This window comes from Plantibacter sp. Leaf1, assembly GCF_001421315.1.
Classification (GTDB): domain Bacteria; phylum Actinomycetota; class Actinomycetes; order Actinomycetales; family Microbacteriaceae; genus Plantibacter.
The window spans coordinates 1305815-1329027 of sequence record NZ_LMJX01000002.1 but is presented as its reverse complement, the minus strand read 5'-3'; the positions used below and the strand labels follow the sequence as shown (position 1 = coordinate 1329027).

Here is a 23213-nt window from a genome sequence, read left to right as displayed (position 1 = left end):
TCGGGTGTCCGGCCGGAGCCGGAACTCGGGTGGGTGGTCAGCGGACGAGGTCGGGTTCGACGACGGAGTAGGTGACGCGGACGCCCTCCGCCGTCTGCTCGACCCGGTCGGCGGCGTACTCGCCCTGGATCGACCGGATCGAGTCGGCCAGGCGGCTGTCGCCCGCCTCGTCACCGGTGCGGAGCACCATGGTCCGGCGCACGTCTCCGGTCTCGCCGTCGAGCACCGGGGTGCTCTCGAGCCGGACCGGGGTGGTGGCGAGCACCTGTCCGAGGGCGAGCAGGGCACGCGAGTCGAGCTGACCGTCGCCGAGGGTCTGCCTGGCCTCCGCCGAGACGCTGAGCGACGGGTTCTGCAGGAGCTGCGCACCGAGCGCCGCCCGAGCCGCCGTGCGTCCGGCACCCCGCTCCGCTGCAGCGTCGAGCCCGTCGGCGTCGATGCGACGGACTTCGACGGCCTGCGTTCCGGAGCCGAACGTCGCGACGAGTTCGGAATTGTCGATCGCACCCTTCACCTCGGGGAACGTCGTCGGGAACGTCCGCATCGAGTCGGTGGTGACGATGTAGTCGGCGTCGCGCCAGCCGTTCGGCGACTTGGCCTGTACGGCGGAGTCGGTGTCCATCTTGTAGTACCAGATGACGTTGTCGCGGTCGAAGCCGCTCTCGACGAGGTCGACCCACATGGCGTCGTCGACGATCACCCGGGACTCCTGGGGCACGTTCGTCTGCACCCACTGCTGGGCCTGCCGGACGGGCTTGTCGAGGTCGGCGAGGAGGAAGCCGCGGAGCTGGGTCGCGGTGTTCGGGACGGCGACGACGGCTGCCGCGAGCACGGCGGCGATCCAGATTGCGCCCGCAGCGCGTCCTCCGATGCGGCGACGGCGCGGTGCACCGGCCTCGGCCGCGGAGCGCCGACGGAGTCGACGGACGGCCACCCCGGTCACCCCCATGATGAGAATGGTCATGAACGGCAGCAGCATGATGACGTACGGCACGGGCAGGTATCCGCCCGGACGCAGCATGAACAGCCCGAGGAAGACGGTCATGGCCGCGATGACCCGCAGCCGTTTGACGAACAGTCCGGCGACGGCGGCGACCGCTCCGGCGACGAGGAGCGCCGCGTCCAACTGCCACCACATGCTGAGCGTCTTGGCCGACAGGCTCGCGGGGTCGAACAGCGAGCCGCTCGCGACGCGCGATCCGAGCTGGAAGAAGACCCCGCCGAGGAGGCTCACCCGGTCGGGGCCCGGGAAGAGTTCGCCCTTGATGGCGGCGAAGAGCACGTAGGTGAAACCGATGACGACGACGATGGTCGCGGCGACCGGCAACGTGTACCGCCGGGTCTCCTTGCGGGCCGCGCGCCACATGGTCCAGGCGAGGAAGGGCAGGGCGAGCAGGAAGGTCTCCTTGCTCAGCACGGCGATGCCGAACGCGGCGGCGGACCCGGCGAAGCCGACGAGCTGGTGCTTGCGGCTGGTGGCGAGGACGAAAGCGCCGAGGAGCCACGGCACCGCGACGTTGTCGAGGTAGACGGTGCGGTGGAACTGCACGGCGAGCGGCGAGATCGCGAACACCAGCGCGGCGACGGCGGCCATGGCCCGGCTGAGGTGCAGGCGTCGGGCGAGGACCCAGACGAGCACGACGGCGATCAGCGTCGCGACCAGCATGGCTTCACGCGCCGCGATCACGGCGATGTCGTAGCGGTCGAACGCACCGGTCAGCCCGGTGTACGCCGCGATCTGCAACCAGCCGAGCGGCGGGTGGTCGTACCAGTAGGTGTAGTGCGCGAGCTCACCGAGCTTCAGCACGCTCCACGCCTGGGCCGTGTAGGTGCCCTCGTCGTCGATGCGCTGCGGGGATCCGCCCATGTTCATCGCCTGCACGACGGCGACGATGGCGAGCACGGGGAGGAGGAAGGCCAGGGTGCGACCGTGGCGTGAGAGCCAGCGGCGCACGACGCCGGGGCCTCGCTGGGTCGGTGGCCCGGAGGCGAGCCAGCCGAGGCGGTCGCTCTCCAGGTGGAGTTGCGGACGGCCCGGGGCGGCCGGTCGTTCGAGGATGCCGGTCATCGGGTTGCTCCGTTCTGGAGGACGAGCTCGGGTGCGCGGTCGGGCAGGTCGACGGCGACGGGTGCGGTCTCGGTCGCCTCGGCGACCTCGTCGCTGCGGTGGGCGCCGGTGTGCTCCGTCTTCTCCCAGGAGTGGTCGCCCTTCCACTCGCGGAAGACGGAGCGGACGGCTGCTGCGCCGAGGAAGATCTGGTACGGGAAGGTGCCGAGGATCAGCCGGGCGTAGTCGCGGAGGCGGACCTTCTGGCCGTAGAGGCGACCGAACTCGCCGAGCCCCGAGGCCTCCACCGCGAGGGTGACGATCGTCGGCGCGAGCGGGATGAACGTCAGCAGGGCGATCGGGGCGGGCACCTTCGCGAAGAGCACGAGCAGGACCGAGACGGGGATGAGGAGTCCGGTCGCCGCCTGGAGGAACGGCATCGACAGCAGGTACCGGGCGAACATGCGCTGACGGAACGTCGGCAGCTTCCGCCACTCGCCCTTCTTCAGCACCTGCAGGAAGCCCTGGTTCCAGCGCGTGCGCTGCTTGTACAGGGACTTCAGAGTGCCGGGGGTCTCCTCACGGGTGACGACCTCCGGGCTGTAGGCGACGACCACCGTCGCGCCGGCGCTCGAGAGCCGGACGCCGAGCTCGCAGTCCTCGGCGAGGCAGCCGTCGTCCCACCCCTCCGACCAATCGAGCCACGTCTTCTTCACGAACACGGTGTTCCCGCCGAGCGGGATGAAGCGGGAGTTCGCGTGGAAGTGCAGCCGGGACCGGAACCAGAAGTAGTACTCGAGCACGTTCCGGAGCGACCACCAGCTGGACTGGAAGTTCATGAGCTGCACGCCGCCCTGCACGACGTCGGCACCGCTCTCGGTGAAGCGGGAGTCGACGAGCGTGAGGAGGCGCGGATGCACCTCGTCCTCGGCGTCGAACACGCCCACGACGTCGCCACGGGCGATCTGCAGGGCCCGGTTGAGGGCCTTCGGCTTGTTCTTCGGCACGCTGTCGTCGACGACGACCTTGATGAGTTCGGGGTGCCTGGCGGCGGCCTCGCGGACGACGCGCTCGGTCCCCGGGTCGTCATGGCCGACGATCGCGATGATCTCGAAGTCGGGGTGGTCCTGTTCGGCGAGGCGGTCGAGCGTCTGGCCCATGACCTCCTCCTCATGCCGACCGGGGACGAGCAGGGTGAACGAGTGCTTCGCGGGCAGCGGGACCGCTGCGAAGCCCGTGTTCTTCAAGTGGCCGGTCGACCGCCAGGCGTGGAGCATCCAGTAGAGCGTGGTGACGGCGATGATCGTCAGCGCGGCGGCGAACAACAGCAGGGTGCCGTAGCCGAGCCATTCGCCGACGCTCCAGGAGCCGGGATCGGCGACCGCCGTCGGGTCCACGAGGGTGCCGCGGTTCGGCAGTGGTTCCGCGGGTGCCGTGGGCTGCGGGGTGAGCAGGGGAGCGGGTTCGTCCGCACTGGCGAACGGGCGGGCGGACGCGTGGGTGAGCGCTCCGAGGAGCGGTGCGAGGACGGGTGCCATCAGGACAGGCCTCCAGAGGTCGGCAGAGCATGGGTCGGTGCGGATCGGCGAGCGGTCGTGGCTCGGACGGCCGGGGCGGGTGTCTCCGCGGCGGTCGGGTGCTCGGGCGTCGTCGGGGTCGCGGCGTGGTGCCTGCGGCTGCTCGCCGACCGGGCGGGCCGGAAGACGACGTAGCGGTAGGCGAGGAACCGGAACACCATCCCGAGGACGAGCCCGACGCCGTTCCCGGCGATGTTGTCGGCGAGGGCGGTGGTGTAGCCGAGGATGTAGTGCGAGACGAACAGGCATCCCGCGGCGATCCCGAGGCCGAGGACGTTCATGAGGGCGAACAACGCCCCCTCCTTCCACACCCCGCGGCGGTGCTCGGTCCGGAACGTCAACGCCCGGTTGCCGAGCCACGCGACGATCGTGGCGACGGCGACGGAGATCACCTTCGCGCCGATCGGCTTGTCGTCGAGCACGGTGAACCGGAGCAGGTTGTACACACCGACGTCCACGACGAACGCGGTGCCGCCGACGAGGCCGAAGGTGACCAGCTGGGAGACGAGCTTGGGGAGACGCAACGGCTGGCGTGCACGACGGGAACGCGTCCCGGGAGCGACGGATCGTTCGGGGAGGGACGACTTGCTCGGGTGCACGACGGAAGATTCGGGCTTCACGGTCATGCACGCCGTTCGGGCTCGTCGCGAACCGTGGTTTGGTCGTGGACGCCGACGCCCAGAGCTTTGCCAGGTCCACGAAACAGGACCGAAATTCCTTGATTTTCAAGGGAAGTCGAGGTACTCGCGAGGCCTCGGGGGGCAACACTCCGGCCCCCTGAACTGGGCTGTCGCCAGTCCGTCAAACGGCACGACGGCGATCACCCGTTCGCTTACGATGGGGACAACGCCCGTCGTGCTCGGGCGTCGTGCGGCCCGGATTCGTGGGCGCGCGGATGACCGGCTCAGAGGGAGACATCTGTTGGGAAAGCTGATCTACGGGAGCTCGTCGCGGGAGCTCGAACTCGACGACCGGATGCTCGCGCACGTCAAGTCGATCGCCGTGATGAAACTGCGTCGCAACGAGTCGTTCACGATCTCCTGGCCCCGTTCGCTCGAGACCGGTGGAGGACGCGTGACGATCTGGGTGCACCCGTCGATCTCGCTGCAGTTCGAGTTCGACCAGGAGCAGCGTCCGGAACTCAACCGCAGCTGGCTCGAGTCGATGATGCAGGAGGCGAACAAGACGGGCGACCTGGCCATCGGTCGTGAGGTCCCCGAGGCGATGCCGACGAGACCGGCGCCCGTGAACGAGCCTCGGCCCCGGAAGTCCTCCGCGTGAGCGACCGGGTGATCGTCCTCACCGGGGCGAGCGACGGGATCGGTGCTGCAGCAGCGAAGGCCCTGACCGAGGCGGGCGAGCACGTCGTCGTGGTCGGTCGGTCGCCGGAGAAGACCGCCGCCGTCGCCGAACGGGTCGGGGCGGCGTCGTTCGTCTGCGACTTCGCCGAGCTGGCCCAGGTCTGCCTGCTCGCCGAACAGCTCCTCGAGCGCTATCCGCGCATCGACGTCCTCGCCAACAACGCCGGCGGCATCTTCGGTGCCGACCGTCGGGTCACGACGGACGGGCACGAGCAGACGTTCCAGATCAACTACCTGGCTCCGGCCCTCCTGACCCACCTGCTACTCGACCGCCTCATCGAGTCGGACGCGACCGTCATCAACACCTCGAGCGTCGCCAACCGCCTCTTCGGGAAGCTGGACCTCGACGACCTCGACGCCGAGCGGTCGTACTCGCCGACGCGCGCGTACGGCAACGCGAAGCTCGCGCAGATCCTCTTCACCAAGGAGCTCGACCGCCGCTACGGCCCGCGAGGGCTGTCCGCGGCCGCGTTCCACCCGGGCGTCATCTCCACGAACTTCTCCAGCTCGCCGGACGGCGCGATGCGACTCCTGTACGCGACGCCGCTCGGCCGCCACCTCCTGAACACCCCCGAGGAGGGCGCCGACACCCTGTTCTGGTTGGCCGAGAGCCAGCCGGGCATCGACTGGACGTCCGGCGGCTACTTCGTGAAGCGCAAGCCAGCGCGGGCCAACAAGCTCGCCTCCGACGTCGACCTCGCGCGACGCCTGTGGGACCGGACCGAGGCGATGCTCGCCGAGCACCACTGACCGGACTCGTCGGCAGACGTCCACTCCATAGCTCGGCGTCCCGTCGACCGGCAGCCTAGGCTGGTGGGATGCGATGGAACGAGTGGACTGTGGGCCTCGCCGTCGCCGGGGTCCTCGCACTCGCCGCCGTGCTCATGCTCGTGATCCTCGGGCCTGAAGCGCCGGTCGTGTGGGGGCTCGTCTCGGGCGTCCTGCTCGCCCTCGTCGTCGCCACCATGGCGTTCGTCAAGCGTGAGCGCTGACCGGCCCTCATACGCGAGGATGGACGCCATGACGACGAAGCGCATCCTCTTCATCGGCGGCAGCGGCATCATCTCCTCGGCGTCCGTCGCCAGGGCCGTGTCGCTCGGCCACCACGTGACGGTCCTGAACCGCGGTCTGTCCCACGTCCGCCCGCTCCCCGAGGAGGTCGAACTCCTCCGCGCGGACATCCGCGACACGGACGCCGTCACCGAGGTCCTCGGCACCCGCGAGTTCGACGTCGTCGCGCAGTTCACGGCCTTCACGCCGGAGCACGTGCAGGCCGACATCGACCGGTTCGCCGGACGCATCGGTCAGTACGTGTTCATCAGCTCCGCCTCGGCGTACCAGAAGCCGCCACAGCGCCTCCCTGTGGTCGAGTCGACCCCGCTCCGCAACCCGTTCTCCCAGTACGCGCGCGACAAGATCTCCTGCGAGGACGTCCTCGTCCACGCCTACCGCGAGCAGGGGTTCCCGGCCACGATCGTGCGCCCCTCACACACCTACGACCGCACGCTCATCCCCACGATGGGCCGCCGCACGGACCTCGACCGCATGCGCGCCGGCAAGCCCGTCGTCGTGCACGGCGACGGGACGACCCTCTGGACCATCACGCACACGGAGGACTTCGCCGTCGGGTTCGTCGGGCTCCTCGGCCGCCGCGACGTGCTCGGTGAGGCCTTCCACATCACCGGCGACCACGCGCCGAGCTGGAACGACATCACCCGGTGGATCGCCGACGCGGCCGGGGTGGAGGCGCAGATCGTGCACGTCCCGTCCGACCTCATCGACGAGATCCACCCGGCACTCGGCCCGACTCTCCTCGGCGACAAGGCGTTCCCGATGATCTTCGACAACACCCGGATCCGGAGCCTCGTGCCCGAGTTCCGTCCGTCGATCCCGTTCTGGGACGGCGCGGCCGAGATGGTCGCGTTCCACGACGCGAACCCGCAGTGGCAGCCGGCCGACCCGGAACTCGACGCCGCCTTCGACCGGATGGTCGCCGCCGTCGGTCACTGAGCCTGTCGAAGTGCCTCCGCCGCCCGGAGGTCCTTGCGGAGGATCTTGCCCGAGGTGGACTTCGGGATGACCTCGACGACCTCGACCCGTCGGATCTTCTTGTGCGGGGCGACGCGCTCCGCGACCCACGCCATGAGTGCCTCCGCGGTCACGTCCTGCTCCGCCTGGAGGACGATGAACGCCTTCGGCACCTCCTGGCCGTCCTCGTCGGAGACCCCGATGACGGCGGCGTCGGCGATCGCCGGATGGCCGAGCAGCAGCGCCTCGAGCTCCGCCGGCGCCACCTGGTAGCCGTGGTACTTGATGAGCTCCTTCAACCGCTCGATGATCCGCACGGTGCCGTCGCCGCGGACGGTCGCGATGTCGCCGGTGTGGAGGAAGCCGTCGTCCTCGAGCGTCGCGCGTGTGGCCTCCTCGTTGCCGAGGTACCCGAGCATGACGTTCGGCCCCGCGCACAGCAGCTCACCGGGTGCGCTCTCCTCGTCCGACCCGGCTGCGGGGTACTCGACCTCCACGCCGGTCTCCGGGTCGACGATCCGGCACCGCATGTTCGGCAGGCTCGTCCCGACGCTGTCGAGGGAGGCGCCCTCCGCCTGGAACGCGATCGCATGACTCACCGGGCTGAGCTCGGTCATGCCGTACCCCTGCCGCAGCCGACAGTCGAGGCGCTCCTCGACTGCCCGTCCGAGCGTCGCGTCCAACGGCGCCGCACCGGAGAAGATCGTGTGGACGCTCGACAGGTCGAACTCGTCGACGAGCGGGTGCTTCGCGAGCGCGACCGCGATCGGCGGCGCGATGAACACGTAGCTGCACCGGAAGTCCTGGATGATCCGGAGGAACTCCGCGAGGTCGAACCGCGGCATGGTGACGAGTGAGGCCCGGCACGCGAGCGCGAGGTTCAACAGCACCGTCATGCCGTAGATGTGGAAGAACGGGAGGACCGCGAGGATCCGGTCGTCGGGCCGCATGCCCAGCTGCGGGATCGACTGCTGCACGTTGGCCACGAGGTTCCGGTGCGACAGCATCACCCCCTTCGGTCGCCCGGTCGTGCCGGACGAGTAGGGCAGCACCGCCACGTGCGTCGCCGGGTCGAACGAGACGTCCGGTGCGGGGAGGCGTCGGACGAGGAGATCGGTGAGCGAGGCGTGACCCTCTGCGCCGTCGAGGACGACGACGCGGTCGGAGGGGATGTCGCAGGCGCTCGCCGCAGCCCACGCCTGGGGCAGGAGGGCGGAGACGGTGAACACCATCGTCGCGCCGGCGTCGCGGAGCTGCGCCTCGATCTCCTCCGCGTTGTACAGGCCGTTCACCGTCGTCGCCGTCGCTCCGGCACGGAGGATCCCGTGGAACACGGTCGCGAACGCGGGGACGTTCGGGGCGTGTAGGGCGACGACGTCCCCGATGCCGATCCCGGCCGCCGCGAGGGCGCCGGCCAGCGCGTTGATCTGCGAGATGAGCTGCCGGTAACTCGTCTCGGCGCCGGTCGTACCGTCCCGGAGGGCGATGCGATCGAGGTCGCTCGAGGCGATGCCGCCGAACAGGGTGTCGTAGACGCTCAGATCGGGGATCTCGACGTCGGGATGCGGGCTGATGAACACGAGTGATCTCCTTCGAACACCGGTGATGGTGGAGTGAGTCTACTCACGCCAGGTGCTCGTTAGGCTGAGACCCGTGAACGCGCCCCGCCCCATCCTCGGTCTCCTCCTCGACGTCGACGGCCCCATCGCCAGTCCCATCACCCGGACGATCAACCTCCCGAGCATCGCTCAGGACCTCGCGACCCTCGCGAACGCCGGCATTCCGATCGCCTTCAACACCGGCCGCAGCGACGCGTTCCTCCGGGCGGTCGTCGTCCCGCCGCTGCTCGCCGCCGGGCTCGACGGCGACGTGCGGCTCTACGGCATCTGCGAGAAGGGCGCCGTCTGGTTCGGGTTCTCCGCGGCAGGCGTCGACGAGCTGCGGCTCGACGAGGAGGTGGCGATGCCCGAAGGGTACGGGGCCGCCATCGAGCGCCTCGTCGACGAACGGTACGCGGAGACGGTCTTCTTCGACCACACGAAGCGCGCGATGGTCTCCGTCGAACAGCACGTGGAGGTGCCGGCGGCGGACTACGCGGTCGTGCGCAAGCACTTCGACGACGACGCCCGGGCCGAGCTCGCCCGTCGCGGGTTCGGGGTCGACCACGCCCCCGGGCGCTACCCCGACGACGCCGGCCTCGTCCAGTACCGGATCGACCCGACCATCATCTCCACCGACATCGAGTCGGTGCGCCTCGGCAAGGACCTCGGGGCTCAGCGCGCGCTCGAACTCCTCGAGGCCGACGGCGGCGCGCTCCCGCTCGCCTGGCGGACGGTCGGGGACTCCCGCAGCGACTACGCGATGGCCGACTGGCTCTTCGAGCACGGCTACACGGTCGAACATGTCGACGTGCGGCCGGCCGACGGCGTCCCCGAGAAGCCGTACCCGATCCTGACCCACCCGACGCTCATCCACGACGACGCCGGCGCGGCCTTCCTCGCCCGGTGGGTCGAGATGGTGCAGGGGACCGCGACGGACGACGCGGACGTGAGCTGACCATGGCCGACGACGGAGACCGCGCACCGAGGGACCGTCGCCACGGTCCGACCACGGAACGCGGCCTCGATCGCGTCGTCAACTTCAGTGACGCCGTCGTCGCGATCGCCATCACGCTCATCATCCTCCCGCTCGTCGATCTGGCGCAGGAGTACGGCGGTGGCCCCGTGGCCGCGTTCCTCGCCGAGAACTGGACGGGGCTGGCCGCGGCCGCCCTGAGCTTCGTGATCATCGCGAACTTCTGGCGCGACCACCACCGGATCTTCGAGCGCACCGTCGGCTACTCGAAGCGGCTCGTGTCGCTCAACTTCGTCTGGCTCGCCGGCATCGTCTTCCTGCCGCTGCCGACAGTGCTCCTCTTCGACTCATCGGGGGACGACCGCGGCGCCCCCATGCTGTACATCGCGACGATGCTCGTGTCGATGGTCGCGGTGCGACTGCAGCAGCTGGTGATCCAGCGGGACGGGCTGCTCAGTGAGGAGGCCGCTGCGATGCCGCCCCGCCCCTGGGCGCTCGTCTGGGCACCGACCGGGCTCATGCTGCTCGCGTTCATCCTCGCGGCGACGGTACCGGGGCTCGGCACGCAGGCGCTGTTCCTGCTGCTGCTGTCGATCCCGCTCGGCTGGGTCGGCGGCCGGAAGCACCGGGGCGACTAAGCAGGTGACCGGGTGACCGGGTCAGGTCTGGCAGTGGGGACACCAGTAGGTGTCGCGGAGCGCGTTCGGGTCGGCACCGAGCTTGCCGCGCTGGATCCGGGTCCCGCAGCGCAGACAGCGCTGGCCGTCGCGTCCGTACACCCACGTCTTCCGGCCCGGCCTCGTGTCGCCCGTCGTGACCCGGTTGCGGCGGTCGCGGTTCGCGTTGATGAGGCGGTAGCCGAGCCGGACCGCGCCCGGGAGGTCGACCTCGGCGCTCGGCCTCGTGGGCAACACCCCGCGGATGAAGCACAGCTCGTTGACGTACTCGTTGCCGAGCCCGGCCAGGTTGCGCTGATCGAGGAGCGCGACGTGGATCTCGCGGCCGTCGGCCTCGAGGTTCCGGATGGCGCGAGCTTCGTCCCAATCGGGACCGAGGAGGTCGGGGCCCAGCCAGCCGAACCGCTCCTCGTCCTCGCGTGACGGGAAGACCTCGACGAGGCCGAGTTCGAACCCGACGGTCACCCAGTGCTCGGTCGACACGATCGCACGGGCCTTCCACGCCGGCCGCCGCCAGTGCTCACCCGGCTGGTAGACGTGCCACAGCCCCTCCATCTTCAGGTGGGTGTGGAGGGTGTGGTCGCCGATGTGGTGCAGGAGGTGCTTGCCGCGCGGGATGACGTCGTGGACGACCTCGCCGCGGAGATCGACGGTGGCGAAGGCGGGCACACGCAGGTCGAAGCCGGAGACGACCTCGCCGGCCAGCGCCTGTCGCAACCGGTGCGCGGCCTGGAAGACCGTGTCACCCTCTGGCATGAACCGCTCCGTCCGTTCCGGCTACGGTGCCACCGGCACCGCGTCCGGCGCAACCCGTGGCACCACCCAGCCGTCCCGGCTCAACCACGCCGGAGCCGCAATCCGCGCGGTGTCTCGACGAACCCGGCCTCCCGCAGGGCGTGGCCCGTCGGGGTGCCGAGGACGAAGGTGCCGTTCACCTGTTCGATCCCGAGCTTCTCGATGCGGCCCGCCGTCACCGTCGATGCTAGGGAGCGTGCACCCGAGCGGAGCTGGTCCTCGTCCTCCGTGAACACCAGTGCGGTCTTGCCACCCCGCTCGAGGTAGTAGACGGGCGCACCGTCGACGAGGACGATGAGCGCGCCGGCCTTCCGCCCCGGCCGGTGCTTCACCCCGGTGACCTCCTGGCTGGGCCAAGCGAGTGCGGCACCATAGGGGTTCGCAGGGTCGGTCGCGGCGAGCGTCACGGCGGCGAGCGGTGGGTCGTCGTCGGTACGGATGAAACTCCGCAGCCGGTCGACCGTGCCCGAGGAGGCGAACTGTGCGCCCCCGAGTCGCTCCACGAAGTACCCGCGTCGGCAGCGGCCGTTCTCCTCGAACTGCTTCAGCACCCGGTAGGCGAGGGCGAAGCCGCCGACGACGCCTTCGGCCACCACCGAACCCCGGGTGACGACGCCGTAGCGCTCCAGTAGGGTCTCGCCGGTCGCGACGGCACGGATGGTGGCGTCCTGCTCGGCGAGCGGCAGGATCGACCATCGGCCGCCGAGGGTCTGGCTCGCGCGCGTGGACATCGATGGGCGCTGCAGGTTGCGCCCGCGGTACAGCTTCGCGCGCGGGGTCTGCCGCTGCACCCGGTGGGCCGAGGTGCCGCCTCCGGACCCGACGAGGGTGCGCAGCGGGGAGAAGGTGTCGTTGGTCACCAGCCCTGCCCACACGAGCTCCCAGAGGGCGTCGACGAGGAGCTTGTCGTCCGTCGACCCGACCGATTCCGCGAGCTGCCGGAAGAAGTACGCGCCACCCCCGCCGAGGGTCGCGAGCAACTCCGTCTGCAGGGCGTCGGGCGTGTGCGGGGTGGGGGTCAGCGGCAGCGTGAGCGGCGCCGTGTCGGCGAGGTGGAGGGCGACCCAGCCGTCGTTGCCGGGGATGGAGCCGCTGCCCGACCAGACGACCTCGCCCGTCGCGGTGAGTTCGTCGAGCATGGCCGGGCTGTAGTCGGCGACCCGTGAGGGCAGGATGAGCGACTCCCAGGCCGAGGCCGGGACGGGTGCCCCGGCGAGCTGGTCGATGACCGTCGCGACGCCGTCGACCCCGCGGAGCGTCCCGCCGAGGTGCTGCCACACGGGCAGGAACCGGGCGAAGGCCTGCTGCTCGACGGGCTCGACCTCGTGGCGGAGCGCGGCGAGCGAGCGGATGCGCAGCTTGCGGAGGACGCCGGCGTCGCACCACTCGGTGGCGTCGGTCGGGCCGCGGTCGGCGTCGTCGCCCGACTGCTGCCGGCCGGCGGGGAGGAACTCGCCCTTGACCACGCGTCCGGCGTCGGCGAGGCGCGCGAGGGTGTGCTGGACCACGGCCGTGCCGAGCCCGAACCGCCTGGCGGCCTGCCCGGTCGTGAACGGGCCGTGGGTGCGGGCGTACCGGGCGAGGAGGTCGCCGAGTGGATCCGTGACCGGCTCGGTGAACGCCACCGGAACGCCGATCGGCAAGGGCGTCCCGAGGGCGTCGCGGAGACGGCCCGCGTCCTCGATGGCGGCGAAGCGTTCCTCCCCGGCGATCGGGACACGGATGACGCGCTTCGTGCGTTCGAGCTCGGCGACGGCTGCGGCGGAGCGCACCGGGTCGGGGACCCAGGCGTCCGGGTCGTCACCGCGGCTCGCCTCGCCGTCGGCGGACACGGCGACCCCGTCGAAGGTCGTGCGGGCGGCGATCTCATCCACGGTGAGCGGACCGAGCATCCGCAGCGCATCCGCGACCCCCTCGACCCCCTTGAGTCGTCGCTCGGGGTCGAGACGTTGCAGTTCGAGCGCGGTCTGCTCGATGACGCCGGGGTCGAGGAGCTCCCGGAGCTCCACGCGGCCGAGGAGTTCACCGAGCATCGTGCTGTCGACCGCGAGTGCCGCCGCACGCCGCTCGGCGAGCGGGCTGTCGCCCTCGTACATGAACGCGCCGACGTAGCCGAAGAGCAGGGACCGGGCGTAGGGCGACGGCTGATCGGTCGTGGTCTCGACGATGCGGATCGCGCGTGACTGCAGCTCGCGCGCGAGCTGGTCGAGGGCCGGGAGGTCGTAGACGTCCTGCAGGCACTCGCGCAGCGTCTCGAGGATGATCGGGAACGTCGGGTACTGCTTCGCGACCTCGAGGAGTTGGGCCGACCGTTGGCGTTGCTGCCAGAGGGGCGAGCGCTTCTGCGGCGAGTAGTTCGGAAGCAGGAGGGCACGCGCGGCGCACTCGCGGAACCGGGAGGCGAACAGGGCGGACCCGCCGACCTCCTGCGTCACGAGGGCGTCGAGCTCCTCCGGCTCGAAGACGAAGAGTTCGGCTCCCGGCGGCTCGCTCTCGGTGTCGGGAAGCCGCACGATGATGCCGTCGTCGCTCGCCACCGCGGAGCCGTCGACGCCGAGCCGCTCCTGCACGCGTGCGCCGACCGCGAGCGCCCACGGTGCGTGCACGCGCAACCCGTAGGGGGAGTGGAGGATGACCCGCCAGTCGCCGAGTTCGTCACGCGAGCGCTCGACGACGAGGGTCGTGTCGTTCGGGACGACGCCCGTCGCCTCGCGCTGTTCACGGACGTAGGCGACGAGGTTGCTGATGGCCCGTTCGTCGAGTCCGGCCGCCTCCAGGCGCGGGGTCGACCCGGTTCCCGTGGTGTCGAGCTCGCGGACGAAGGCGCCGATGGCGCGACCCAGCTCGGCCGGGCGTCCGATGCCGTCGCCCTTCCAGAACGGCAGCCGCCCCGGCTGGCCGAACGCCGGAGTCACGAGCACGCGGTCGTGGGTGATCTCCTGGATGCGCCAGCTCGTCGCACCGAGGGCGAAGACGTCGCCCACGCGGGACTCGTAGACCATCTCCTCGTCGAGCTCCCCGACGCGGGCACCGGCGCCGGACTCGCCGACCATGAACACGCCGAAGAGTCCGCGGTCGGGGATGGTGCCACCGCTCGTGACCGCGAGACGCTGGGCCCCCGGTCGACCCGTCAAGACCCCGGCGTCACGATCCCAGACGATCCGCGGGCGCAGCTCGGCGAAGGCGTCGGAAGGATAGCGCCCGGCCAGGAGGTCGAGCGTCGCCTCGAAGGCCGAACGGGGCAGGGAGGCGAACGGAGCGCTGCGCTTGACGGTCTCGAACCAGTCCTCCACCCCGAGCTCGTCGAGCGCGACCGCCGCGACCGTCTGCTGCGCGAGGATGTCGAGCGGGTTCGAGGGGACCTCGATCGCCTCGATCAGACCGGCCTCCATCCGCTCGGTCGCGACCGTGGTGCTGATGAGGTCGGCCCGGTGCTTCGGGAACAGGACGCCACGCGAGACCTCGCCCACCTGGTGGCCGGCGCGTCCGACCCGCTGCAGGCCGCTGGCGACGCTCGGCGGGGACTCCACCTGGATGACGAGGTCGACCTCGCCCATGTCGATGCCGAGCTCGAGGCTCGACGTCGCGACGACGCAGCGCAGCCGACCTGACTTGAGGTCCTCCTCGATGCCGGCGCGCTGCTCCTTCGAGACGGAGCCGTGGTGGGCTCGGGCGAGCAGCGGGATGTCGTCGTCGCTCTCCTCCGCGGTGGGGCGGGCCGCTGCGGCCGCGACGCTCGCCGAGCCGCGGGTCTGTCCGCTCTGCGCCATGAGCTGGGCGGGTGGGCGTCCGGCACCCGGCGTCACGAGGGCGCTCTCGCTGAGCCGGGCCTCGTTGATCTCGTTGAGTCGGGCGGTGAGGCGCTCGGCGAGCCGCCGTGAGTTGGCGAAGACGATCGTGGAGCGGTGGGCGAGCACGCGGTCGACGATGGCCTCCTCGACGTGCGGCCAGATGCTGCCGACGCGGTCCTCGCCGCCGCCGTCACTGTTCGGGGTGTACCCCGTGAAGCCGCCGCCACTGCCGTCGTCGTCGGCCTCGCCCGGTGTCCGCATGCTGGCGTCGGGATCGGTCATGTCGTCGACGGGGACCACGACCCGGAGGTCGAAGGTCTTGGCCGCCGGCGGCGAGACGATCTCCACGGGTGCCCGGCCGCCGAGGAACCGTGCGACCTCCTCGGCCGGGCGCACGGTGGCCGAGAGCCCGATGCGCTGGACGGGCTTGTCGAGCATGGCGTCGAGCCGCTCCAGCGAGACCGCGAGGTGTGCGCCGCGCTTCGTCGAGGCGACGGCGTGGATCTCGTCGATGATGACGGTGTCGACCGTGCGGAGGGTCTCCCGGGCCGCGCTCGTCAGCATGAGGAACAACGACTCGGGTGTGGTGATGAGGATGTCGGGTGGCTCTTTGGCCATGGCCCGGCGGTCGGCCGACGGGGTGTCGCCGGAGCGGACGCCGACGCTGATCGTCGGCGGTTCGGTGCCGAGGCGTCGTGCCGCCTGGGCGATGCCCACGAGCGGGGTCCGGAGGTTGCGCTCGACGTCGACCCCGAGCGCCTTCAGTGGGGAGATGTAGAGCACGCGGGTGCCGCGCGAGCGCTCGCGCTGGGCGGCGGCCGCCTCCGCCTCGTCGGCCTCGAGCCCGCTGAGCGGCACGCCCGTCCGCCGCTTCGCCCCGTGCTCGGCGATCGCCTCGGACAGCAGGCGGTCGATCGACCACAGGAAGGCCGACAGGGTCTTGCCCGAACCGGTCGGCGCGACGACGAGCGCGTTCGCCCCGCGCGAGATCGCCTCCCAGGCACCCGCCTGAGCCGGCGTGGGCGCGACGAACGCCCCCTCGAACCAGTCGCGCGTGGCGGGGGAGAAGCGCTCGAGCACCTCGGTCATGGGTTCCATCATCCAGCACACCACCGACACCGCGACCGGCATCGCGTCCGGTGGGCGGGGCCCCTATGATCGCGGCGTCCACCGGGGACGCCGCGTCGAACCGCCGCCCGCCTGGATCGCCGTTCGGCTCCATGCGGTATGAAGGAGCTATGAGCGTTCGCACCCCAGATCCCAACCCGGAACCCGATCTCCCCGGCAATTCCAATCCGGGCTGGCTGTCGGACGTCGAACTCGAGGAGATCCGACGCCGCCTCCCGCTGCTCTATGTGGAGGCCGTACCCGTCCGGGTCGACGGCTTCGGCGTCGTGACGGAGGTCGGCGTGCTGTTGCGCGCCACCGCCCTCGGCGAGATGACGCGAACGCTCGTCTCCGGTCGCGTCATGTACGGCGAGACCATCCGCGACGCGCTCTTCCGCCACCTCGAGAAGGACCTCGGTCCGATGGCGTTCCCGCTGCTCCCGGCGTCGCCCGTGCCGTTCCAGGTGGCCGAGTACTTCCCGCTCCCCGGGCTCTCGCCGTACTCCGACGACCGGCAGCACGCCGTCGCGCTCGCGTACGTCGTCCCGGTGACGGGGACGTGCGAGCCGCGTCAGGACGCCCTCGAACTCACCTGGATGACGCCCGAGGCGGCGTCCTCCGATGCGATCGCCGCCGAGATGGAGGGTGGCCGCGGCGCCCTGTTGCGCGCGGCCCTCGCCTCCGTCGGTCGCCTGCGCTAACCCTTCGACAGGCTCAGGGACCGGGAGAGCGGCTCAGGGACCGGGGCTGGCTCAGGGGCCAGGGACCGGGCGGGGTCAGCGGGTGAGGCGGACCTCGTCGATGGTCTCGCCGAGGAACGGCTCGGTGCGCGCCGCGCCGTCGGCGTGGAACCCGTTGCGCTCGTAGAAGCGGTGCGCGCGCGGGTTGTCCGCGGCGACCCACAGGTAGGCGGGCTGGCCGTCGGTGATCGCGGCGTCGAAGAGCTGCTGCCCGATGCCCGTGCCATGCCAGGCGTCCAGCAGGTAGATGAAGTAGAGCTCACGCTCGCGCGGCATGTCCTCGTCGCGGCCGGGGCCTGAACCCGAGAAGCCGACGATCTCGCCGTCGACGAGCGCGGCGAAGTGCGTGTACTCGGGGCCCTGCGCGGCCCAGTGGGTCCACAGCTCGGCCATGCGGCGAGGAGAGAGGTTCGCGAGGGTGGCGGAGCTGATCAGGTGGTCGTAGGTCTCGTGCCAGGTCGTGGCGTGCACACGGCCCAGGGACTCGGCGTCGACGTCTCGGATCGGGCGGACGACTGCGGTGGCGTTCATGGTGGAACCGTATCCCGACAGCACCCGTCCGACGAAATCGGGGCCGCGGGAACGGCGAAGCGCCGCCCACCCGGAGGGGGACGGCGCTTCGATCGAGCGGGGCGCTGCTAGTTGCTGCTGGACGCGCGACGGTTCGTGCGCGGACGCGAGGACTCCGCCGGAGCGCCCGAGTTCGCGGCGTAGCCGGTGCTGTAGTGGGTCCGGCTGCCACCGGTGGCTGCACCGGCACCGGCGCGGGCGCCACCGGAACGGCTGGCGCCGGAGCGCTGACCGCCCTGGCCACCCTGACCGCCTGCGGGACGACCGCCACGACGACCGCCGCCGCCCTGACCGCCCTCGCGAGGAGCGCCGTCGCGGCTCGCGCCGGCACGGGCACCATCGCGGTCGCGGTGACCGTTGCCGAGGCCGTTGCCGTCGCGCGCGGCGCGCTTGCGCTGCGCGTTGGCACCCTGCGAGCGACCACCGCCGCCACCACCCTGCGGCTGCACGGCCGCGCGCGGCGCGGGCTTCACGTAGGCGGCGACATCACCGATGAGCTCGAGGACCGCCGGCGAGGTCGCGGTGACCGCCTGCGGGGTGACGTTGATCTCGGCCTTGCGGAGGAGCTTCTTGAGGTCGTCCATCTGGCCGGGGATCGCGAGGGTGACGACGTCACCGGCGCTGCCCGCACGAGCCGTACGGCCCGAACGGTGCAGGTACGCCTTGTGCTCGGTCGGCGGGTCGACGTGGATGACGAGCTCGACGTCGTCGACGTGCACCCCACGGGCGGCCACGTCGGTGGCGACGAGGACCTTGGCGGTCCCGGCGCTGAAGGCGGCGAGGTTGCGGTCGCGAGCCACCTGCGAGAGGTTGCCGTGCAGGTCGACGGCGGGGATGCCGGAGTCGGTGAGCTGCTTCGCGAGCTTCTTCGCGTGGTGCTTCGTGCGCATGAAGAGGATGCGACGGCCGCTGCCGGAGGCGAGGGCCTGGATGAGGTCCTTCTTCGACTCCACCGAAGGGGTCGTGAAGACGTGGTGCGTCATCGCGGCGACGGGCGAGTTCGCCTCGTCCACCGAGTGGAGCACCTCGTTCTGGAGGAACTTGCGGACGAGCTTGTCCACGCCGTTGTCGAGCGTCGCCGAGAACAGCAGGCGCTGTCCGCCGCGAGGCGTCTTGTCGAGGATGCGCGTGACGACCGGCAGGAAGCCGAGGTCGGCCATGTGGTCGGCCTCGTCGAGGACGGTGATCTCCACGGCGTCGAGGTTCACGAAGCCCTGCTTCATGAGGTCCTCGAGGCGACCGGGGCAGGCGATGACGATGTCGACGCCGGCGCGGAGGGCCTCTTCCTGACGCTTCTGCGAGACGCCGCCGAAGATCGTGGTGGTCTTCAGGGAGTAGGCGTCGGCGAGCGGCTGCATGACCGCCGCGATCTGGGTGGCGAGCTCACGCGTCGGCGCGAGGACCAGGCCGAGCGGGCGACCCGGGCGGCGCTTGCCGCCGGCGAGTGCGCCGCCGAGCCGGGCGACCATCGGGATGCTGAACGCGAGGGTCTTGCCGGAGCCGGTCTTGCCGCGGCCGAGGACGTCGCGGCCGCCGAGGGTGTCGGGGAGCGTGTCGATCTGGATGGGGAACGCGCTCGTCTTGCCGTCCTTCGCGAGGGAGGCGACGAGTGGCGCCGGGACGCCGAGGGCGTCGAAGGTGATGGGGGCTGCTTCGGTCATGGGTGTGTGTCTCTTTCAGGCACGGCCACGAGCTTCGATGACGGCTGCCGGGCGCACAAGTGCTGCAGTGGCGGGCACGGCCGTCGTGATTCCTCACGGGCTGCATCGCTCACGCGAGTTCTCGCATGGGTGATACGGCGTGCTTCCGTCGGCGTCGTCGCTGGTGGGAGGTGGCGAAGGCGCAGGGTCGCGCATCCGTTCGCCGTATGAAGTGTCATCGACCCTGGCATGCACCGCTGGGATGCCATGTAGGGGAGAGAGGGAGCGTTCTACGACGCAAGCGAACCCCGCACCGGATGGTGCGATCGAACGCAAGTGGTTCAACCCTAGCGCATGAGGCTCCGCACTCGCTGAGTGGCCTGCGTTACGGCGGTGTTTCCATCTCCTGGGATCGGTCGTCGGCGCTTGACAGTCCGCCGGAGCGGGTGAGTAATGTGTCACCCACCACAAACCGGTATCGGTGTACTGTGTCACACGGTACAGAAAGGCCTGTCGCCCATGAGCTTCGATGAAGACGCCCGAACAGCGAGCGCCGCCGTGCGCGCGGATCGCGTGGCAGGTGCCGTCCACCCCGTCGCCGGACACCGTGTTCCCGTGGCCGCCGGACGGGTCCGGTTGGGCGAGGGTGAACTCGGCGCGTGGCAGCGGCGGAACCGCCGGGCGACCGCGCCGCACGCGATCGAGCAGCTCCGACTCGCCGGCAACCTCGACAACCTCGCCAGGGTCGCCGATCCCGAGGACGCGACGGGTGCCTTCCGGGGCCGCTACCCGTTCCTCGACACCGACGTGTTCAAGACCCTCGAGGGGCTCGCCTACCTGCTCGCCGAGGACGACGGCGATGACGAGGTCACCCGAACGGTCCGCGACTTCTACGAGGAGGCCGTCGCCGTCATCCAGGCCGCCCAACGAGAGGACGGCTACCTGAACTCCTACTTCCAGGCGCCCGAGATCGACAAGGAGCCCTGGGAGGACCTGGCCTGGGGGCACGAGCTGTACAACCTCGGCCACCTCATCCAGGCAGCCGTGGCCGCACAGCGGAGGCTCGGCGACGGGCGTCTGTTGGACGTCGCGCGGGCGTTCGCCGATCTCGCCGTCCGACGGTTCGGACCGGACGGCGACCCACAGGTGTGCGGGCACCCCGAGGTGGAGATGGCGCTCGTCGAGCTGTTCCGTGAGACGGGCGAGCGGTCCTACCTCGAGTTGGCGTCCGCCTTTGTGGACCGTCGCGGCCACGGCACCGTCGAACTCCGGGTCTTCCCGGCGGAGTACTTCCAGGATTCGGCGCCGCTCCGCGAGCTGGACTCCGTGACCGGCCACGCCGTCCGGATGGCCTATCTGGCCGCCGGTGCCGCGGACGTCGCGCTCGAACAGGGCGACGACGGCCTCCTCGCAGCCCTGCAGCGTCTCTGGGACGACATGGTCGAGACGAAGCTCTACTTCACCGGCGGGCTCGGGAGTCGCCACTCCGACGAGGCGATCGGCGACCGGTACGAGCTCCCCTCCGAGCGCTCGTACAGCGAGACCTGCGCCGCCATCGCGGTCATGCAGTGGTCCTGGCGGATGTACCTCGCGACGGGTTCGGCAGCCGTGCTCGACACCTTCGAGACCGTCCTCTACAACGCCTACGCCGCCGGACTCTCGGCCGACGGCACCGCGTTCTTCTACGACAACCCGCTGCAGCGCCGCCCCGACCACCTCCAGCGTTCCGGGGCGGAGCCCGACGGCGGACTGCTCCGTCGCAGCTGGTTCGGCTGCCCGTGCTGCCCGCCGAACATCGTGCGCTGGACCGCCGAGCTCCAGGACCACCTCGCCGTGGTCACCCCGGTGGGGATCGAGCTCGCGCAGTACACCGCGGCGACCATCGAGACCGAGCGCTTCAGCTGCACGGTCGACACCGCGTACCCGTGGGACGGCTCGGTCGTCGTCACGGTCGACGCCGCCGACGACGCCGAGGTCGAGCTCGCCCTGCGGGTGCCCGGCTGGGCGACGGACGCCACCGTCCGTGTCGCCGGTGAGTCCGTGGACGCCCGACCGGTCGACGGCTGGATCCGCCTCACCCGCCGATGGACGGCGGGGGAGCGGGTCGAACTCGACCTCCCGATGCCGGTCCGGGCGCACGGCGCGCACCCTTCGGTCGACGCCCTCCGCGGATCACTGGCGTTCGCGCGCGGACCGGTCGTCTACTGCGCCGAGCAGGAGGACGGCACGACCGACCTCGACCTGCTCCGCCTCTCACCGGCGGACGCCGATCGCGCTGTGGTCGAGCACCGCCGCATCCTCGAGACCGAGCGCATCGACGCCGTCGCGCTCCTCCTCCCGGCCATGGCGGACGCCCCGGCACCGGCCGTGCTCTACCCGGCGCTGACCGGCGGCGGCTCGACGCCCGCTGGAGCGACACCACCGCCCGCCGAGCCGATGCGCGAGACCACCGCGACCCTCATCCCCTACGCCCTCTGGGGCAACCGCGGACCCGGCGCCATGCGCGTGTGGTTCCGCACTCGCTGACCTTCCTCGACCCGTTCCCCTCGCACCGCTCCACCCTCTCCATCCGCGGGCATCCGCCCGATCCACACGAAAGCAGAGCGTCATGAAGCAACGATTCTCCATCCCCGCCCTCGCGGCGGCGGCCGTCCTCCTCCTTGCGGGGTGTACCTCCGCGGGCTCGGGCTCGGCGGGTGAGGGCCCCTCCAGCACCCCGGTCAAGGGAGGCACCGTCGACGTCCTCCTGAACGCGGACTTCTCCCACCTCGACCCGGTCCAGGGCTTCGACGGCGGCGTGAACAACTTCTACCGCCTCATCTACCGCACGTTGACGACGCAGTCCACGGGCGAAGGGGCCAAGGGCACCGAGATGGTCCCCGACCTCGCGACCGACCTGGGCACCGTGAGCGACGACGGCCTCCAGTGGACCTTCACGCTGAAGGACGACCTCAAGTTCGAAGACGGCACCCCCATCACGAGCGCCGACGTCAAGTTCGGCGTCGAGCGCTCCTTCGACCCGGCCATCGCCGTCGGGTCGCCCTACGCCCGCCTCACCATCGCCGGCGCGGACACGTACGAGGGTCCGTACATCACCGGTGACCTGCCGTCCATCCAAACGCCGGACGACAAGACCATCGTCTTCACCCTCAAGGAGCCCTTCGCCGACTTCGCGAGCGTCGTCGGGCAGAACAGCTTCGTCCCGTTCCCTGCCGACACCGAGCGGGTGACGACGACGAGCCTCGACAAGATGCCGATCTCCTCCGGCCCGTACAAGGTCGAGAGCTACGAGCGCGGTTCGCAGCTGAAGCTCGTCCGCAACGACGAGTGGGACGCGAAGACGGACGACGTCCGCAAGGCCTACCCGGACGGCTTCGACTTCACCTTCGGCCTCGACGCCTCGACCATCGACGAGCGCATGATCGCCGGCCAGGGTGACGACGCCAACGCCATCGCCGGATCCGTGCAGGCGGCCTCCATCTCCCGGATCCAGACGCCCGCGCTCAAGGCACGCACCATCGCCGGGCTCCAGGGCTGCACCACGTACATGGGCCTGAACACCACGAAGCCCAACATGGACAACCCGCTCGTCCGCCAGGCCATCGCCTACGCCATCGACCGCGAGTCGGTGAAGGACGCCTCGGGCGGTTCGCAGCTCGCGGACATCGCGACCACCATGCTGCCGCCGACCGTCGCCGGTCAGACCGACTTCGACCTGTACCCGAGCAAGGACAACGCCGGCGACCCGGAGAAGGCCAAGGAACTCCTCGCCGAGGCCGGCCTCCCGGACGGCTTCTCCTTCACGCTCGACATCCGCAGCCAGCCCAAGATGCAGGCGCAGGCAGAAGCGGTGCAGCAGGCGCTCGCGAAGGCGGGCATCACGGTGAACTTCAACCTCATCGACACCTCGACCTACTACGAGGTCATCGGCACGACGTCGCAGCAGAACGACGCCGCCATCACCGGCTGGTGCCCGGACTGGGCCTCCGGCTCGACCTTCCTGCCGCCGCTCTTCGACGGTTCGCAGATCTTCCCGAAGGGCAACTCGAACATCGCCCAGCTGAACGACCCGGCCGTCAACCAGCGCATCGCCGAGATCCGCGCGATGACCGACACCGACGAGGCGAACGCCGCCTGGGGTGCCCTCGACGAGCAGATCCAGCAGCTCGTCCCGACCGTGCCGCTGCTCTTCGAGAAGACCGTCATGGTCGTCGGCGCCAACGTCGCCGGTGCGTACTCGCACGCCGGCTACTCGGGCGGTATCGACTACGTGTCCGTCGGCCTGTCCTCGGCCGGCGAGTAGTCG

The 23213-nt window shown here is 70.7% G+C and carries 17 protein-coding genes; 9 read left to right on the top strand and 8 right to left on the bottom strand.

Features of this window, described 5'->3' with window-relative positions; genetic code table 11:
- Positions 1 to 37: 37 nt before the first annotated feature.
- From ASE44_RS08445 to ASE44_RS18195, 3 genes are read right to left on the bottom strand one after another with little or no spacing between them, the layout of a single operon-like run.
- Positions 38 to 2068: a glycosyltransferase family 39 protein gene (locus tag ASE44_RS08445; protein WP_056778893.1), complete on the bottom strand. Its 2031-nt coding sequence runs from the start codon at positions 2066 to 2068 to the stop codon at positions 38 to 40.
- Positions 2065 to 3585 (bottom strand): glycosyltransferase family 2 protein, encoded by a 1521-nt coding sequence (locus ASE44_RS08440; protein ID WP_082455904.1) that lies wholly within the window; start codon positions 3583 to 3585, stop codon positions 2065 to 2067. The genes ASE44_RS08445 and ASE44_RS08440 overlap by 4 nt, the downstream gene beginning before the upstream one ends.
- On the bottom strand, positions 3585 to 4250 hold the full coding sequence (locus ASE44_RS18195; protein ID WP_082455903.1) for a GtrA family protein: 666 nt from the start codon (positions 4248 to 4250) through the stop codon (positions 3585 to 3587). Before ASE44_RS18195 ends, ASE44_RS08440 begins: the two co-directional genes overlap by 1 nt.
- Before the next feature lie 295 nt (positions 4251 to 4545).
- On the opposite strand from ASE44_RS18195, the gene ASE44_RS08430 reads away from it, so the two are divergent.
- The 4 genes from ASE44_RS08430 (at position 4546) to ASE44_RS08420 (ending at position 6995) form a co-directional block, all read left to right on the top strand.
- Positions 4546 to 4905: a hypothetical protein gene (locus tag ASE44_RS08430; RefSeq protein ID WP_056778890.1), complete on the top strand. Its 360-nt coding sequence runs from the start codon at positions 4546 to 4548 to the stop codon at positions 4903 to 4905.
- Positions 4902 to 5735: an SDR family NAD(P)-dependent oxidoreductase gene (locus tag ASE44_RS08425; protein WP_056778887.1), complete on the top strand. Its 834-nt coding sequence runs from the start codon at positions 4902 to 4904 to the stop codon at positions 5733 to 5735. The genes ASE44_RS08430 and ASE44_RS08425 overlap by 4 nt, the downstream gene beginning before the upstream one ends.
- 68 nt (positions 5736 to 5803) lie before the next feature.
- On the top strand, positions 5804 to 5977 hold the full coding sequence (locus ASE44_RS18450) for a hypothetical protein (protein ID WP_157579827.1): 174 nt from the start codon (positions 5804 to 5806) through the stop codon (positions 5975 to 5977).
- A 28-nt stretch (positions 5978 to 6005) separates the two neighbouring features.
- The gene (locus tag ASE44_RS08420; RefSeq protein WP_056778883.1) at positions 6006 to 6995 is read left to right on the top strand and encodes an SDR family oxidoreductase; all 990 of its coding nucleotides are present in this window, start codon (positions 6006 to 6008) and stop codon (positions 6993 to 6995) included.
- Here ASE44_RS08420 and ASE44_RS08415 read toward each other — a convergent pair.
- On the bottom strand, positions 6989 to 8593 hold the full coding sequence (locus ASE44_RS08415; protein WP_200921032.1) for an AMP-binding protein: 1605 nt from the start codon (positions 8591 to 8593) through the stop codon (positions 6989 to 6991). The two genes, ASE44_RS08420 and ASE44_RS08415, sit on opposite strands and share 7 nt — an antisense overlap.
- Positions 8594 to 8666: 73 nt before the next feature.
- On the opposite strand from ASE44_RS08415, the gene ASE44_RS08410 reads away from it, so the two are divergent.
- On the top strand, positions 8667 to 9569 hold the full coding sequence (locus tag ASE44_RS08410) for a hypothetical protein (RefSeq protein WP_200921030.1): 903 nt from the start codon (positions 8667 to 8669) through the stop codon (positions 9567 to 9569).
- A gap of 2 nt (positions 9570 to 9571) precedes the next feature.
- Positions 9572 to 10225: a TMEM175 family protein gene (locus tag ASE44_RS08405; protein ID WP_056778875.1), complete on the top strand. Its 654-nt coding sequence runs from the start codon at positions 9572 to 9574 to the stop codon at positions 10223 to 10225.
- A gap of 21 nt (positions 10226 to 10246) precedes the next feature.
- Here the strand turns inward: ASE44_RS08405 and ASE44_RS08400 are convergent, their stop codons facing one another.
- Positions 10247 to 11020, bottom strand: a complete 774-nt coding sequence (locus tag ASE44_RS08400) for a DNA-formamidopyrimidine glycosylase family protein (protein WP_056778872.1) — start codon at positions 11018 to 11020, stop codon at positions 10247 to 10249.
- 80 nt (positions 11021 to 11100) lie between these two features.
- Positions 11101 to 15939, bottom strand: a complete 4839-nt coding sequence (locus ASE44_RS08395) for an ATP-dependent helicase (protein ID WP_056914185.1) — start codon at positions 15937 to 15939, stop codon at positions 11101 to 11103.
- Positions 15940 to 16088: 149 nt separating this feature from the next.
- On the opposite strand from ASE44_RS08395, the gene ASE44_RS08390 reads away from it, so the two are divergent.
- Entirely contained in the window at positions 16089 to 16658 is a 570-nt protein-coding gene (locus ASE44_RS08390; RefSeq protein ID WP_056008317.1) for an NUDIX hydrolase family protein, read from the top strand.
- A gap of 75 nt (positions 16659 to 16733) precedes the next feature.
- Here the strand turns inward: ASE44_RS08390 and ASE44_RS08385 are convergent, their stop codons facing one another.
- On the bottom strand, positions 16734 to 17228 hold the full coding sequence (locus ASE44_RS08385) for a GNAT family N-acetyltransferase (protein WP_056780971.1): 495 nt from the start codon (positions 17226 to 17228) through the stop codon (positions 16734 to 16736).
- Positions 17229 to 17335: 107 nt separating this feature from the next.
- Positions 17336 to 18928, bottom strand: a complete 1593-nt coding sequence (locus ASE44_RS08380; RefSeq protein WP_056778869.1) for a DEAD/DEAH box helicase — start codon at positions 18926 to 18928, stop codon at positions 17336 to 17338.
- A gap of 498 nt (positions 18929 to 19426) precedes the next feature.
- Between ASE44_RS08380 and ASE44_RS08375 the strand changes: the two genes are divergently transcribed.
- Together ASE44_RS08375 and ASE44_RS08370 are read left to right on the top strand one after the other, a co-directional pair.
- Positions 19427 to 21433 carry a glycoside hydrolase family 127 protein gene (locus tag ASE44_RS08375; RefSeq protein ID WP_056778866.1) on the top strand — a complete coding sequence of 669 codons (2007 nt, stop codon included), beginning with the start codon at positions 19427 to 19429 and terminating at the stop codon, positions 21431 to 21433.
- A gap of 82 nt (positions 21434 to 21515) precedes the next feature.
- Positions 21516 to 23210, top strand: coding sequence for an ABC transporter substrate-binding protein (locus ASE44_RS08370; RefSeq protein WP_056778863.1), 1695 nt, complete (start codon positions 21516 to 21518; stop codon positions 23208 to 23210).
- Positions 23211 to 23213: the final 3 nt, after the last annotated feature.

What these genes read in the sequence shown, in the direction of transcription:
- ASE44_RS08445 (WP_056778893.1), bottom strand. Translation starts at nt 2,068, where the DNA reads ATGACCGGCATCCTCGAACGACCGGCCGCCCCGGGCCGTCCGCAACTC.
- ASE44_RS08440 (WP_082455904.1), bottom strand. Translation starts at nt 3,585, where the DNA reads ATGGCACCCGTCCTCGCACCGCTCCTCGGAGCGCTCACCCACGCGTCC.
- ASE44_RS18195 (WP_082455903.1), bottom strand. Translation starts at nt 4,250, where the DNA reads ATGACCGTGAAGCCCGAATCTTCCGTCGTGCACCCGAGCAAGTCGTCC.
- ASE44_RS18450 (WP_157579827.1), top strand. Translation starts at nt 5,804, where the DNA reads ATGCGATGGAACGAGTGGACTGTGGGCCTCGCCGTCGCCGGGGTCCTC.
- ASE44_RS08420 (WP_056778883.1), top strand. Translation starts at nt 6,006, where the DNA reads ATGACGACGAAGCGCATCCTCTTCATCGGCGGCAGCGGCATCATCTCC.
- ASE44_RS08405 (WP_056778875.1), top strand. Translation starts at nt 9,572, where the DNA reads ATGGCCGACGACGGAGACCGCGCACCGAGGGACCGTCGCCACGGTCCG.
- ASE44_RS08400 (WP_056778872.1), bottom strand. Translation starts at nt 11,020, where the DNA reads ATGCCAGAGGGTGACACGGTCTTCCAGGCCGCGCACCGGTTGCGACAG.
- ASE44_RS08395 (WP_056914185.1), bottom strand. Translation starts at nt 15,939, where the DNA reads ATGACCGAGGTGCTCGAGCGCTTCTCCCCCGCCACGCGCGACTGGTTC.
- ASE44_RS08390 (WP_056008317.1), top strand. Translation starts at nt 16,089, where the DNA reads ATGAGCGTTCGCACCCCAGATCCCAACCCGGAACCCGATCTCCCCGGC.
- ASE44_RS08385 (WP_056780971.1), bottom strand. Translation starts at nt 17,228, where the DNA reads ATGAACGCCACCGCAGTCGTCCGCCCGATCCGAGACGTCGACGCCGAG.
- ASE44_RS08380 (WP_056778869.1), bottom strand. Translation starts at nt 18,928, where the DNA reads ATGACCGAAGCAGCCCCCATCACCTTCGACGCCCTCGGCGTCCCGGCG.
- ASE44_RS08375 (WP_056778866.1), top strand. Translation starts at nt 19,427, where the DNA reads ATGAGCTTCGATGAAGACGCCCGAACAGCGAGCGCCGCCGTGCGCGCG.
- ASE44_RS08370 (WP_056778863.1), top strand. Translation starts at nt 21,516, where the DNA reads ATGAAGCAACGATTCTCCATCCCCGCCCTCGCGGCGGCGGCCGTCCTC.